The organism is Halomonas sp. SH5A2, from assembly GCF_014263395.1.
GTDB lineage: Bacteria > Pseudomonadota > Gammaproteobacteria > Pseudomonadales > Halomonadaceae > Vreelandella.
On record NZ_CP058321.1, the window covers coordinates 3,034,762 to 3,048,607 of the forward strand.

Annotated in this window: 15 protein-coding genes; 4 read left to right on the forward strand and 11 right to left on the reverse strand. The window is 56.8% G+C overall.

Annotated features, from left to right (window positions below; all coding sequences use genetic code 11):
- Nucleotides 1-28: 28 nt before the first annotated feature.
- The 6 genes from HXW73_RS14095 to puuE form a co-directional block, all read right to left on the reverse strand.
- Nucleotides 29-757, reverse strand: coding sequence for an amino acid ABC transporter ATP-binding protein (locus HXW73_RS14095; RefSeq protein ID WP_186253690.1), 729 nt, complete (start codon nucleotides 755-757; stop codon nucleotides 29-31).
- A complete protein-coding gene (locus HXW73_RS14100) occupies nucleotides 738-1,394 on the reverse strand; it encodes an amino acid ABC transporter permease (RefSeq protein ID WP_186253691.1) in 657 nt (218 codons plus the stop codon). Before HXW73_RS14100 ends, HXW73_RS14095 begins: the two co-directional genes overlap by 20 nt.
- Nucleotides 1,391-2,068 carry an amino acid ABC transporter permease gene (locus tag HXW73_RS14105; RefSeq protein ID WP_186253692.1) on the reverse strand — a complete coding sequence of 226 codons (678 nt, stop codon included), beginning with the start codon at nucleotides 2,066-2,068 and terminating at the stop codon, nucleotides 1,391-1,393. Before HXW73_RS14105 ends, HXW73_RS14100 begins: the two co-directional genes overlap by 4 nt.
- An 8-nt stretch (nucleotides 2,069-2,076) precedes the next feature.
- A complete protein-coding gene (locus HXW73_RS14110) occupies nucleotides 2,077-2,931 on the reverse strand; it encodes a transporter substrate-binding domain-containing protein (RefSeq protein ID WP_186253693.1) in 855 nt (284 codons plus the stop codon).
- Nucleotides 2,932-3,238: 307 nt separating this feature from the next.
- The gene (locus HXW73_RS14115; protein ID WP_186253694.1) at nucleotides 3,239-4,114 is read right to left on the reverse strand and encodes a MurR/RpiR family transcriptional regulator; all 876 of its coding nucleotides are present in this window, start codon (nucleotides 4,112-4,114) and stop codon (nucleotides 3,239-3,241) included.
- Nucleotides 4,115-4,136: 22 nt separating this feature from the next.
- Complete coding sequence (puuE, locus tag HXW73_RS14120) at nucleotides 4,137-5,066, reverse strand: allantoinase PuuE (RefSeq protein WP_186253695.1); 930 nt, start codon at nucleotides 5,064-5,066, stop codon at nucleotides 4,137-4,139.
- 356 nt (nucleotides 5,067-5,422) lie between these two features.
- Between puuE and HXW73_RS14125 the strand changes: the two genes are divergently transcribed.
- The 3 genes from HXW73_RS14125 to HXW73_RS14135 all read left to right on the forward strand — a co-directional run bounded on the left by HXW73_RS14125 (nucleotide 5,423) and on the right by HXW73_RS14135 (nucleotide 9,141).
- Nucleotides 5,423-6,139, forward strand: a complete 717-nt coding sequence (locus HXW73_RS14125; protein ID WP_186256038.1) for an aspartate/glutamate racemase family protein — start codon at nucleotides 5,423-5,425, stop codon at nucleotides 6,137-6,139.
- A gap of 120 nt (nucleotides 6,140-6,259) precedes the next feature.
- Nucleotides 6,260-7,630: an NCS1 family transporter gene (locus tag HXW73_RS14130; RefSeq protein WP_186253696.1), complete on the forward strand. Its 1,371-nt coding sequence runs from the start codon at nucleotides 6,260-6,262 to the stop codon at nucleotides 7,628-7,630.
- A gap of 29 nt (nucleotides 7,631-7,659) precedes the next feature.
- The gene (locus HXW73_RS14135; protein WP_186253697.1) at nucleotides 7,660-9,141 is read left to right on the forward strand and encodes an NCS1 family nucleobase:cation symporter-1; all 1,482 of its coding nucleotides are present in this window, start codon (nucleotides 7,660-7,662) and stop codon (nucleotides 9,139-9,141) included.
- A gap of 251 nt (nucleotides 9,142-9,392) precedes the next feature.
- Here the strand turns inward: HXW73_RS14135 and HXW73_RS14140 are convergent, their stop codons facing one another.
- Genes HXW73_RS14140 through uraH form a run of 3 tightly spaced genes read right to left on the reverse strand, consistent with a single transcriptional unit; the run spans nucleotide 9,393 to nucleotide 11,703 of the window.
- Entirely contained in the window at nucleotides 9,393-10,106 is a 714-nt protein-coding gene (locus tag HXW73_RS14140; protein WP_186253698.1) for a GntR family transcriptional regulator, read from the reverse strand.
- Nucleotides 10,107-10,122: 16 nt separating this feature from the next.
- Entirely contained in the window at nucleotides 10,123-11,334 is a 1,212-nt protein-coding gene (locus tag HXW73_RS14145; RefSeq protein WP_186253699.1) for a urate hydroxylase PuuD, read from the reverse strand.
- A gap of 15 nt (nucleotides 11,335-11,349) precedes the next feature.
- Nucleotides 11,350-11,703, reverse strand: a complete 354-nt coding sequence (gene uraH, locus HXW73_RS14150; protein WP_186253700.1) for a hydroxyisourate hydrolase — start codon at nucleotides 11,701-11,703, stop codon at nucleotides 11,350-11,352.
- A 110-nt stretch (nucleotides 11,704-11,813) separates the two neighbouring features.
- Between uraH and uraD the strand changes: the two genes are divergently transcribed.
- The gene (gene uraD / locus HXW73_RS14155; RefSeq protein ID WP_186253701.1) at nucleotides 11,814-12,362 is read left to right on the forward strand and encodes a 2-oxo-4-hydroxy-4-carboxy-5-ureidoimidazoline decarboxylase; all 549 of its coding nucleotides are present in this window, start codon (nucleotides 11,814-11,816) and stop codon (nucleotides 12,360-12,362) included.
- 105 nt (nucleotides 12,363-12,467) lie between these two features.
- On the opposite strand, the gene HXW73_RS14160 is transcribed toward uraD, so the two are convergent.
- Nucleotides 12,468-12,824 carry a phasin family protein gene (locus tag HXW73_RS14160; protein ID WP_186253702.1) on the reverse strand — a complete coding sequence of 119 codons (357 nt, stop codon included), beginning with the start codon at nucleotides 12,822-12,824 and terminating at the stop codon, nucleotides 12,468-12,470.
- 126 nt (nucleotides 12,825-12,950) lie between these two features.
- Nucleotides 12,951-13,646 carry a glutathione S-transferase family protein gene (locus tag HXW73_RS14165; RefSeq protein ID WP_186256039.1) on the reverse strand — a complete coding sequence of 232 codons (696 nt, stop codon included), beginning with the start codon at nucleotides 13,644-13,646 and terminating at the stop codon, nucleotides 12,951-12,953.
- Nucleotides 13,647-13,846: the final 200 nt, after the last annotated feature.

The following is a 13,846-nucleotide window of genomic DNA, read 5'->3' on the forward strand; positions in this document are numbered from 1 at the left end:
TGTATGCGTCCTTGTATACGATATTACGCTAGAGGACCGCTGAAATGAATTGTCGCAATTCAGCTGTTTGCGGATTAGCGAACAACTCAATGGGAACGCCTTCTTCATGGATGCGCCCCTGGTGCATAAATACAACGCGGTCGGCCACGTCCCGGGCAAAGCTCATTTCGTGGGTAACCAGAATCAATGTCATGCCTTCGGCCGCCAGTGTTTCCAGCACGCGCAGCACCTCGCCCACCAGTTCCGGGTCAAGCGCCGAGGTCACCTCATCGCAGAGCATCACCTTAGGGCGCATGGCAAGTGCCCGGGCAATGGCCACCCGTTGCTGCTGACCACCGGAAAGCTGCGCCGGGTAAGCATCGTATTTATCCGAGAGGCCTACTTTCTCAAGCACTTCATGAGCGATTTTCTCAACTTCTCCCTTCCCTTCGCCACGTACCACTATGGGCGCTAAACAAACGTTTTCACCCACGGTTTTATGGGGAAACAGGTTAAAGCTTTGAAACACCATGCCGACATTTTCACTCAGTTCCTTGGGCGACATGGAAGCCGCATCCAGTTGCTTATCGGCGATAGTGATCTCGCCGCTGTCGTGTTTTTCGAGCTGATTTAGGCAGCGCAGCAGGGTGCTTTTACCCGAGCCGCTGCGGCCAATAATGGCGACGACTTCGCCTTGCGCGACCGAAAGGTTAATGCCTTTCAGCACCTCCAGATCGCCAAAGGCTTTATGAACGTTATCAACGCAGACCAGCGTCATAGAGCTTTTTCTCCAGATAGCGCGCATAGCACGAGAGCGGGTAGCACAGCGCGAAGTAAAGAAGGGCCACAAGGGCAAAAATGGTGAAGGGTTCAAAGGTGGCATTATTGAGCATGGTGCCGGCCTTGGTCAGCTCGACAAAGCCAATGATAGACGCCAGGGCCGTGCCTTTGATGACCTGCACCGAGAACCCCACCGTGGGCGGAATCGACAGGCGAAGTGCCTGGGGCAGAATCACATGGCGCATGGTCTGGAAATAGTTCATCCCCAGCACTTGCGATGCATGCCACTGGCCTTTAGCCACCGCCTCCAGGCAGCCACGCCAGATGTCACACAGAAAGGCGCTGGTAAATAGCGTGAGCGCAATGGAGGCTGCTATCCAGGCTGAAATCTGATGGCCCATGGCGGCGGCGCCAAAGAAGATCAAAAACAGCTGCATCAACAGCGGCGTGCCCTGGAAAAGGTCAACGTAAAATGACGTTAAGCGCTGCAGCCAGCGATTGCTGGAAAGGCGCATGAAGGTCAACAGCAACCCCACCGTGGCACCACCGACAAACGCGATCAGCGATAGCAAGATGGTCCAGCGAGTTGCCAGCAGCAGGTTACGCAAAATATCCCAGAAGGTGAACTCGATCATCGTTGTTCTCCTTGCTGATAGGCGAATACGCGCTTGCCCACCAGCATAAAGCTGCGCCGCATACCAAAGGCGAGAAGCAGATAGACCAGCGTGATCAGCAGGTAGACTTCAAAACTGCGGAAGTTGCGCGACTGGATAAAGTTAGCCGCGTAGGTCAAATCAAACACCGAAATCTGCGATACCACCGCCGACCCCAGCATGACGATAATCGACTGGCTGATGAGCGCGGGGTAAACCCGCGCAAAAGCAGGCACCAGCACCACATGGCGATAGTTTTGCAGCGTGGTCATGCCCAGCGCCCGCCCGGCCTCCAGTTGGCCTTTTGCCGTGGCGCTAATACCGGCGCGTAAAATCTCGGCGCTGTAAGCCGCTAGGTTAAGCGTCATGGCGATAAACGCCGCGGTAATGGCATCGATTTTGATGCCGAGCCCTGGTAGCCCAAAGAAGATAAAAAACAGTTGCACGATAAAGGGCGTATTACGGGTCAATTCGACGTAACCGCCGAGCCCCCAACGCACCCATGGCTGCGCATTGGCGCGCAAATATGCCACGGCCACCGCCAGCGCAAGCCCCGTCAAGGTGGTCACCACGGTCAAAATGACCGTGGTGGTAAGACCTTTCAGCAGCTGACTGACGTAGGGCAACAGGGTAAGAAAATCGAGTGTTGGCCCCATGATAAACCTCAGCTACCGAAGTTTTCAGGCAGATCTGCGCTGAACCAACGCTGCGACATCTCGTTCAGGGTGCCATCTTCAAGCGCCTGGGCGATCAGGCGATTCACTTCTTCCATTAATGCGGGCTCATTTTTATTCATGCCCACGTAACAGGGTGAGTCTTTCAACTGATACACCAACGAGGGCGCTCGGTCGCTATTGCGCTCGGCGATCTCGGCCGCTACCACGTTACCGGTGGCGACATAGTCGACCTGCCCGGAAAGAAACGCAGAAATGGTGGTGGCGTTATCTTCAAAGCGCTGCACCGTGGTGGAGTCTGGGGCAATCTCGGAAAGCTCCATATCCTCAACGGCACCGCGGGTTACCCCGATGGTTTTATCGGCCAAGCCTGCCGGGCCTTCCACGCTTTCATCTTCATCGGCGCTGAACACCCCCAAGAAGAACGGCGCGTAGGCATCTGAAAAATCAATCGCCGCTTCACGTTCCGGGTTCTTACCCAGGCTGGAGATAACCAGATCCGCCTGGCCGGTCTGCAAATAGGGAATCCGGTTGGCGCTGGTCACGGTAATCAATTCAAGCTCCACGCCCATCTCGTCGGCGAGGTAGTTGGCCATATCGATATCGTAGCCACGCGGCTCCATATCGGTACCCACCGAGCCAAACGGCGGAAAATCCTGCGGCACGGCAATGCGAACCGTACCTCGGGACTCGATCTCCTCAAGGGCATCCGCCTGAACATCTGGGCTTGTCGCGACAGCCCCTAAAGCAACGGCGGCAGTCAAGCCCGTTGCTAGAATGCCGGACTGTAGTCGCTTCAAGCGGCCATTAAAGGCGTGGTTGAGACGCTGCGATAACAATTTCATAGGACTCTCCTGGCAGGGACGCGTTGTATTAAGCAATGCTTTGTATGTATTAAGCCGAAGCGGCAATTCATGTAAGGCTAATGAAAGCTTCGTTTCATAAAGCAGATACAAGAAACTTTCGTTTCACCTACTCACATAAAAGCAATGGCGATGCCAGAAGTCGCTAACAGCATGTATAACAGCGCTTTATTGAAACCACGGGCTATGATGTAGCGGTCGCCGCGCCAGAAAGAAAAGAAGGTATGCGTGGTGCTGGTGCAGTTTTAACCTGATAAAAGGAGGAAATGCACTACGGTAGGATGGGAATCTACTGGGCGCTCCAATCAACGCTCATAATCGGGGCTTCCAGCTCGCTAAGGTCCGCGTAAATATCGCTGATCGCATTGATCCGCTCTCGACCTTCACCAAGGCGTCGATGCAGAACGCCGTTGGCGAGCAGGCAGATCAGGCTATTGGCCGTGGCGTAACTATCAAACGCCGAGAGACTTTCCAGCGGCGCTTCCATCAGCCAATTGACCTGGGAGGCGAAATTCACCGCGGTAGGGTCAGCAATCAGCGCCACCTTGGCAGGCGAGTGCTCAAGGGCATTCACCAACGAGGCAAACGCTGCCGGGCGGCGGCGAAAGCCAAACAGCACCACCACATCCTGCTCGTTAAGATCGACAATCTCTTCGGCTAACGATTGGTTGGGCTGGGGGACCACGCGCACCTGGGAACGCGCCTGAATCAACTGCTGGCGAAAATGCAGTGCTAAAGGATAGCTGTTACGAAACCCGATCACGACCACATGCCGCGCGCTGGCCAGGCGTTCTACCAGCGCGGCAAATTGATCCGCCGCGATGCCATTCAGGCAGCGCTGCAGGTTTTCCTGCTCGCGCTGCAAATGACGCTGAAACGGCGCGCCCGCCTCATCCTGCATGGCGTTGGCATCGATCACCAACGGCACACCCAGATTGCGCAGCTGGCGGGCATGGTCTTTAACCGAGCGGTAGCTCTCAAACCCAAGCCGCTTGAACAGGCGACTGACCGTCGATTTGGAAACCCCGGTCAAGCGCGCCAAATCGGCAGCGCTGTATACCGCCAGATCATCAAAGTGATCCAGGATAAAGCTCGCCACGCGCTGCTCCTGGGCACTTAGCGCGTCAAACTGGGCGGTAATTCGCTGTCCGATATGCGGCGTCATAACATCCTATTGAGCAGTTTGATCAGCGTGTTGGTGCCGGGTGGTGTTCGGCCCAATGGCAGGCGATATCGACACGCCGGGCTACCCAAACGCGGTCATGGGTTTCGATATAATCCAAAAAGCGCTGCAGAGCGCGGAAACGTCCTGGGCGGCCCAGCAGGCGGCAATGCATGCCCACCGAAAGCATTTTGGGCGCCTCTTCCCCTTCCGCGTAGAGCACATCGAAGGCATCGCGCAGGTAGGTGAAGAAGTGATCCGCGGTGTTAAACCCTTGGGGGGCAGCAAAGCGCATGTCGTTGCTGTCCAGCGTATAAGGCACGATCAGATGATTATGATCACTGCCCTGACTATCGGTTACCTGCGTCCAGAAAGGCAAGTCGTCGCCATAATAATCGCTATCGTAAAGGAAACCGCCCTCATCCAGCACCAGACGCCGGGTGTTGGGGCTGTCGCGGCCAGTGTACCAACCTTGCGGTTTTTCACCGTAGAGGCGCTGAAAAATCTCCATGGCCTGTTGTAGATGCTCACGCTCAACGTGCTCGGGCACTTCCTGGTAGTGAATCCAGCGATAGCCGTGGCAGGCGATCTCATGGCCCAGTTCCTTAAATGCCTGGGCGACATCCGGGTTACGCGCAAGCGCCATGGCCACGCCAAACACCGTCAGCGGCAAATCACGCTTCTCGAACTCGCGCAGAATGCGCCATACCCCGGCGCGGGAGCCGTATTCATAAATCGACTCCATGCTCAGATGGCGATCTGGATAGGACGGTGCACCGATGATTTCTGACAGAAACTGCTCGGAACCCGAGTCGCCATGCAGCACGCAGTTCTCGCCGCCCTCCTCGTAGTTGAGCACGAACTGCACCGCTATTTTGGCGTTGCCGGGCCAGTTGGCGTGGGGCGGGTTGCGCCCGTAACCGATCAAGTCGCGGGGGTAATGGCGCTGGGTCATAGACGGCTCCTTAGATGAATCCTGGCATGCGTCGACGTAACGTGATCATTCGCAACGCATTATTAGCTTGTATACAAAATAGCCCGATCAAACCTTAACCGCAACGCACAGCACGGCTAATGGCTTGAAACAGTGGCATTTTTGTCAGGGAAAAAGCAGGCAACAGCCTAAAAGTTGATCAATCGGTCAACTAACAACTTGATATTCGACGTGATTTCACACTTGCGATTGGCAAAAAACCGCCCTATTTTGTATACAAGAAACGATAAATTGTTTACCTGTACTGTGCATCTTGCGACCAATAGGAGAATCGGGTGGCCCACATTCGCCTTATCAATCCCAATACCACGGCCTCGATGACCGCCTCGATTTACCGTGCCGCCAACGACTATGCCGCCACGGGCACACAGGTCAGCGCCTGTCAGCCGGAGGCCGGCCCGGTCTCGATTGAAAGCCATTTTGACGAAGCCGTAAGCGCCGTCGGCGTCGCTCAGGAAGTCATCAAGGGCGAGCAGGAAGGCAACATCGATGCCTATGTCGTGGCCTGTTTTGGCGATCCTGGGCTCCTTGCCGCTCGCGAGCTGACCCGCGCGCCGGTGGTCGGCATTGCCGAAGCCGCGTTTCACATGGCAACGCTGATCAGCACGCGGTTTTCGATTGTCACCACGCTTGGCCGCACCGGCATCATTGCCGAACACCTGCTGGAACAGTACGGCTTTCGGCAACACTGCCGACGCATTCGCGCCGCCGAAATCCCGGTTCTGGACCTGGAGCACCACCCCGAAGCCGCCTATCGACGCATTGTGCAGGAATGCTGCCGAGCCCGCGACGAAGATGGTATTGGCGCCATTGTGCTGGGCTGCGGCGGCATGGCAAACCTCACCCAGGAAATCAGCCGCGAAGTAGGCCTGCCCGTTGTCGAGGGTGTCAGTGCGGGGCTCAAACTTGCCGAATCCCTGATCGGCCTGGGGCTCTTTACCAGCAAGCACGGCGACCTGGCTTATCCGCGGCCCAAACCGTTTACCGGTCAGTTTGCCGATTTTTCAAACCTGACGCTGCCGCCCGGAGGCTGACCCACAAAACACCATCACGATGCCGACCAATAACAATTATCGCATCGAAAACGCACGCCAGCCGCAAGCATCCCCAGCACCGCTGAGGGTCAATAACAGCAATCTTGCGAGGTTCACACCATGAGTGCATCACCATCGGGTCTGACGTCGGACGACCCAGCAACCGTCGCACCCGGCGTCGGCCGCAAAAGCATAGGCGACGAATCGCTCGCGCCGCAAAGTACGCGAATAATGGGGCGCCCCTCTTATTTCCTGGCCTGGTTTGGCGGCTGCGTGTCCATCGGCACCTTCGCCATGGGGTCAAGCGTTGTGGGTACGCTCAACCTGGTTCAGGCGACGCTGGCCATTGCCATTGGCTGCTTTGTGATAGGCATTGCCTTGGCGCTCAACGGCGCCGCTGGCTATAAATACGGTATTCCCTTCATGGTCCAGGCGCGCAGCGCCTTTGGCTTTGCGGGTACCCGACTGCCGGGACTGGTTCGCGCGGTGCCGGCGATCGTGTGGTACGGGTTTCAAAGCTGGATTGGCGCCGGTGCGCTCAACATGGTGTCGGCGACGCTGTTCGGTTTTGATAATCTGGTGTTCTATTTCATCAGCTTCCAACTGCTGCAAATCGCTCTTTCGGTGACCGGCTTTCAGGGCATCAAGTGGTTGGAAAACCTGGGGAGCGGGTTCATCCTGCTGTCTCTGGTCTACATGTTTGTCGCTACCATTCAGCGCTACGGTGATGTGCTCTCGGCAAACCTGCTGACCATGGAAGGCTCCTGGGGCATGCCGTTCTGGGGCGCGACCATGCTGTTTCTGGGCATCTACAGCACCATGATGCTCAACGTCAGCGACTACTCCCGCGAGCATAAAACCGGCTCGGGGCCGGGCTTGCTCACCACGCTGTATGCCATGTCGATTCTGCCCTGCACGATGTTCATGGGGCTGATTGGTTTTATGGTTTCGGAAGCCACCGGCACCGCCGACCCTATCCAGGTCTTCGCCAACGCCGTGGATAACACCCCGTTACTGATGACCACGCTGCTGTTCATCGCCTTTGCCCAGGTGACGACCAACGTGCTCAACAATGTCGTCCCGCCCACCTACGTCCTGATGGATGTCTTCAAGCTCAAGTTCCCCGTGGCCACCGTGATCGTCGGCCTGCTGGCGTTCGCGACCTTTCCCTGGAAGCTGGTGCAGCCGGGGTCCGCCGAAGGGCTGCAGCTTTTCGTGCAAACCTACTCGGCTTTCCTGGGCCCGATCTTCGCCATTCTGGTGGTGGATTATTACGTGATTCGTCGCCGCACGCTGGATATTGACAAGCTCTACGACGCTAGCGGCCCATACCGGGGCGTTAACGCGGCTGCGTTGATCGCAACCGCCGTGGGCATTGTGGCGGCGCTGTTGTTCTCAGCCGTTTCCTGGTACGCCAGCCTGATTCCCGCCGGGCTGACTTACTACCTGTTGATGAAGCACTGGCCAGCCTGCCAGCGCTTTAACTCGTAAATCCACTCGCCACTACAATAGTTAATGCCATGAATAAGCGTAACGACGTCGGCGATCTGGATATCAAGCATATCGATCCCACGCTGTATAACGAGGATCTCGCGCCACTGAAACCCCAGGACCGCAGCTGGGGAGCGTTCGAGATATTCAACGTCTGGTCCAACGACATCCAGAGCCTGTTTGGCTACACCCTGGCCGCTTCGCTGTTCTTGACTTACGGCCTCAATGGCTGGGCAGTCATGGCCGCCATCATTTTGGCGGGCGTGATCGTGATGTTCCTGGTCAACCTCACCGGCAAGCCCAGCGTCAAGTACGGCATCCCCTTTCCGGTGATGGTGCGCGCCAGCATGGGCGTGCGTGGGGCCAACCTGCCCGCGATGCTGCGCGCCATCGTGGGGATTTTCTGGTACGGGGTTCAAACCTACTTTGCTTCGACCGCCATGACGCTGCTGTTGGCAGCGCTGTTCGGCGGCGGTGACGGCGCCACTTTCCTCGGTTTATCCGGCGTGGCGTGGATATCGTTCGTCATCGTCTGGCTGTTCCAGATCGCGATCTTCTGGGCGGGTATCGAGCGTATCAAGCACTTTCTCAACTGGGCGGGGCCGCTGGTGTATCTGGTCATGATCGCGCTCATGGTCATCGTCTGGGTCAAGGCTGGCAGCGAATTGTTACCCGCGATCGACACGATTTTCAGCGGTGGCGAAGCCGATACCACCACGCATCCGGTGAGTGCCTTCATGGCCATTGTGGGCACTATGGTGGCTTACTTCGCGGCGGTGGTGATCAACTTCGGCGACTTTACCCGCTTTGTGAAAACCGAACGCCAGATGAAGCTGGGCAACCTGTTGGGCTTGCCGCTTAACGTGGCGTTCTTCTCGTTTATCGCGCTGATCATCACCGCGGGCACACTGGTCTTGTTCGGCGAGGCATTGACCAATCCTTCCGACATTGTCGAACGTGTGGATAACCTGGCGCTGACCATCGTGGCCGCCCTGACCTTCTTCGCCGCCACCGTGGGGATCAACCTGGTGGCGAACTTTATTCCGCCTGCCTACGACCTCGCCAACCTCTTCCCCAGCAAGGTGAGTTTTAAGATGGGTGGCTTGATTACGGCGATCATCGCGTTTTTTGTCGGCGCGCTATGGGTCTCGGTCATCAGCCAGATTGGCGTACCCGGCTTTGTGAATGCGGTGGGGGCTATCGTCGCGCCCTTCTACGGCATCATCGTGGTCGACTACTACCTGATCAAGCGCCAGCACCTGGATATGCAGGAGCTGTTTTCCTCTGACGCCAACGGTGCCTACTACTACACCAACGGCTGGAATACCCGCGCGCTCCTCGCCTTTGGCGTGGCAGCATTGTTCTCGGTTTCCACCGTGTTGGTACCGGCGCTCGCAAGCCTGAATGGCTACGGCTGGTTAATGGGCGCGGGCCTCGGCGGGCTGTTCTACTACGGCTTGATGCGGCAGTTTAAGGCAGACCCCACCCTTGCTGAGCATAAGACAAGTTGAGACAGGGTAGCCGTCGTTAGCGGCTAAAGAGACCAAGCGCCATCGGCAGAAAGCCGGTGGCGTGTTTTATGTATTGGCCCTGAGAGCCTGGCTGACACGAGTGTCGGTTACTTTGAAAACCTATAAAGAACTTAACATGCACTTGTGCATAATACGGATGACATCGATAACACCTTCCATGGCGAGTTGATAGAAACTGATGTGACTTTCCTGAGGGTAGCGTTGCAATGCAATTTAAGCGACAAGGCTTCTTACCCCCCGAATATCTGCTGTAAATCAGGGACGTTCTCTTCCTCTTCGACCATCGAGAGGGAGGCTTCGATGGCTTTCAGGTGGCGACTCATGAAGGCTTTGGCGCGCTCGCCGTTGCCGGCTTCCAGATAACCGATGAGGTCGTCGTGGTCGTGGGATTCGCAGCCTAAGTGGCCAGGATGGCCGTAGACGGCCAGGATCAGCGATGAACGTGAACACAGGCTTTCCACGAAAGCCGCGAGGGTCGCATTGCCCGAAAGCTGCGCCAGGCGCACGTGAAAATCCGCCGAGAGGCGTATCGCCAAACTTTGCTCGCCGTTGCGCAACGCCTGGCGCTCGCGTTTGGCCATGTCGCGCAGTTCTGCTGCTTCTTTTTCGCCCATCCGACGCGCGACGTCGGGCATTAACCCGCACTCGATCAACTGGCGCGCGTCGAAAACGTCCTTGGCTTCATCGGCGGTTGGCCGGGTAACGCTGGCCCCACGGCGCGGCGTCAGGGTCACCAACTGCTCCAGCGCCAGGCGCTGCAATATCTTGCGAATTCCGGTGCGGCTGATGCCAAACACATCGGCCAGGGCATCTTCGCGCAGCCGTGCGCCAGGCTTCAGTCGCTGTTCCACAATCGCGTCGCTCACCGCACGATAAATCGCCTCGTGGCGTTCATCGCCTTCCGCTTTCGACGCCGATCGTTTAACCGCCTGCGCATCACTCATCGACTCTCCTCATTGATCACTCGTCCCAGGCGGCTATGGTATCGCGTTCTTCATCGCTCATCTTGGTCATGTTGCCTAACGGCATATAGCGACTCTCGACCACCTGCTGAATGACCGCTTTGTGCGCCAGGATGTCGTCCCAGTCATCGAACGCGTAGTCGGCCGGTGGCGCGGAGAAACCGGCATGCTCGGGGTTGCTGGCGTGGCACTGCACGCAGTGCTCCTCAATCAACTCAGCTATCTGATTGTCGCCGACATCGCTGATCTGGGTGTCGCGATCTGGCTGATCAGCGGTTCGCGAATCCGGTGCTGCCACCCAAAACGCCAGAAGGATCAGTACCACGCCAGCTGCCGGGTAGCCCCACTGCCGTTTGCCGGCATGCAGCAGCACGAAAAACTGGCGAATAACGGCGCCAGCAAAGATCAGCAATGACATCGCCACCCATGCCAGCTCGTGGGAGTAAAGAAACGAGTAGTGGTTGCTGACCATCAGCAGCACCACGGGCAAGGTGAAATAGGTGTTATGCACCGAGCGCTGCTTGCCGCGTTTGCCATCCAGAGGGTTGGGCGCATCGCCTGCTTTCATGGCGTTCACCATGCGCCGCTGGCCGGGGATAATCCAGAAGAACACGTTCGCCGACATGGCGGTGGCCATCACGGCCCCGGTGAGCAGGAAGGCCGCCCGCCCGCCAAACAGCTGGGTGCTTAAATAGGCGACCACCACCATCATGACCGCCACGACGATACTCAGCAGGCCGTCGCGCTGCATGGTGGGGCTGATGCGTTTGCACAGCTCGTTGTAAACCACCCAGCCGCCAAGCAGGAAGAGCAATGCCAGCAGGTTGGCCTGCCAGCCGGCCATGCTGGCCGCCCACTGCCACGGGCTGTCGGGGTTTATCAGGTAGAAGCCGGGGTTGACCATGTAGAGGATGACAAACAGGGCAAACCCGGAGAGCCAAGTGGTGTAGGCTTTCCAGAACGACCAGTGCAGGTCGTTGGGGAGTTTGTCAGGTGCCGTAGTGTACTTCTGATTATGGTAGAAGCCGCCGCCATGGACGGCCCACATCTCGCCAAAAATCCCCTTCTCGCGGTCCGCTGCTGCCTTTGGCGTGCGCAGGCTGTTATCCAGCATCACGAAGTAGATGGATTCACCGATCCAGGCGATGGCCGCAATCACGTGCAGCCAGCGCAAAAGGACATTAACCGCGTCTATAAAATACGCTTGCATCAAAGGCCTCCGCCATTAGCTGCCACGGTAGGTGGAGTAGCCATACGGCGAGAGCAATAGCGGTACGTGATAGTGCTGCTCGGCATCCGCCACGCCGAAACGGATAGGAATGACATCGAGAAAGCGCGGTTCAGCGGCGTCGACGCCCTTGGCACGCAGATAGTCTCCGGCATGAAAACACAACTCGTATTCGCCCGGTGAAAAAGCATCACCTTCGAGAAGCGGTGCATCACAGCGGCCATCCTGATTGGTGGTCACGGTGCTCAGATGCTGCCGCTCGCTGCCATTTATCCGCAGTATGTCGATGGCAATGCCCTGGCCGGGGCAGCCGAGTGCGGTATCCAGCACGTGAGTCGTCAGGTATCCCATGGTGGCTCCTTATTGCTTTTGTGTTACTTGTCGATAGCTTTAGAGTACCGTCAGCTTGTTTTATTGTATACATTGAACCATCACACACTTAGCCTAGCCCGGAGCGCCCCATGTCGTCACCCGCCGCCGAATTATGCCTTCAGCCCCGCCCGAGTGAGCTATCTCTAGACGCCTTTATCGAGCATTACGGCGATATCTACGAGCACTCCCCCTGGGTCGCGCAGGCCGCCTGGGAAACCGGCTTGACCTCGGCACACGACCACCCCGACGCCCTAGCTGACGTGATGGGCCTTCAACTCCAGCAGGCAAGCAGCGAACAGCAGATCCGCGTGATTCAGGCACACCCCGACCTCGCTGGCAAAGCCGCGATGGCAGGTAAATTGACACAGGATTCTACCAGCGAACAGGCAGGGGCCGGGCTTGATCAATGCTCTCCTGAAGAGTTTGCCCGCTTCGAGCAGCTTAACGCCGACTACAAGGAAACATTTGGGTTTCCTTTTGTGATCGCCGTTAAAGGGCTGGATCGATACGCCATTTTAGAGGCATTCACAAAGCGCCTAGAGAACGACGCGGCAACCGAGCGCAAAACCGCCATCGAGCAAATCATCCGCATCGCCCGCCTACGCCTTCGCGCACGGGCCGCGGAACATCAGCAGTAGGTTTGGCGGTCTATCACTCGCTTGTATACAGCGCCCAGCAAAAAAAACTGCGCCCTAAAAAGAGCGCAGTCATTAACCCAAGCGGTTAAACGATAGTGACCAGGCTTACTGCTTGGCCGTCTCTACCGCTTTCTTGGTGGTGTCTTCGGCCATTTTCTGGCTGTCTTTCATGAAGCTTTGGCTGATGGAAGTGACTTTTTCGCCATCCCCCTTCATGCGCTCCATCAGGTCGCTGGTGGCTTTCTGTTGGCTTTCCATTGCTTTCTTGAAGCTGTCAGCATCTTTCACGTCCAGCCAGGTGCGTGCTTGGGCAATGCTCAGATCCGAGTAGGCACGAACAGCGTCAAGCTGTGCGCTAACGATCTGATCGTAATAGTCCAGCGCTGTCAGCGTGTAAGAACGCATCGGCGATACAAAGATGGACTCGACTTGCTGGCTGGCTTTTTCGGCGGCTTTATTCATCGCGCTATCTCCTTAAAGTGAGAAACGACATAGGCGCGCCTTGAAAAGGAAACATCAGTAAGGTCAGCGCCTCTGCTACACCACACGTTAGCAGCCGATTTTGTGCAGTGCAACATAAATTTTCGACTAGGCGATATCCCGCACCGTGGTAGCCTTGCTGGCAATGCCATCGTGGACGGACAGCATGCGCCGAAACCATTGATCCACTTCGTCTTCAGCGTCAACCAGCGGCTCATTCGACACGGTGTATGCCCACATCATGCTGCCAAATAACAGGTAATCAGCCCCCGCTGGCGTGTCACCATCGATAAAGTCGGCGTCCTTCAACTGAGCATAGACCGGGGCAAGCGCCTGCTTGAGCTGCACACGCCCCTGCTCGGGCTGATGAAGTGCTTCCAGCGTACAGCCAAAACGCGCCTCGCGGGTCTCGCGAAAGTAGTCGCGGTCGTCGGGATGGATCGCGGCAAGCAATTCGAGCGCGACAATCTTGAATAGCGCTGGCGTGACGCTGCGTTCAACGTAATGCTTGAAGAACCGCGCCCGCTGATAGCTGGCCCCTTGGCCAAAAAGCGGCGCCTGGGGATAGGCATCGTCAAGGTAGCGCATGATATCAAAGCTATCGGTTACTACCTGCTCACCATCCACCAGTACCGGCACCTTGTCGTGATTGGCAAACGCGATAGCGTCCTTCTCAAGAAACCGCCACGGCTGAGTGGTAAATTCAAGGCCTTTGTGGGCCAGCGCCATGCGCACTCGCCAGCAGAAGGGAGAAAAGCGTAATCGCTCATCGCGGCCACACAGGTCATAGAGTTTTATTGTCACCGTCATCGTCTCCTTGTTGCTGTTGGTCATAATGGTTAGACACCTTAACCCGCTAACAATGGCCGCAAGTTATCCATGACGCAAGCGTGAGCCATGAGCAGTGCGTTACTTGTTCTTCTTAGGCCAACTGAACTGTCTATTAGTCTAATGGGCAGCGCTCAATATCTGCGTAACAGAACCCTATAAAAGCAAATAAAAAC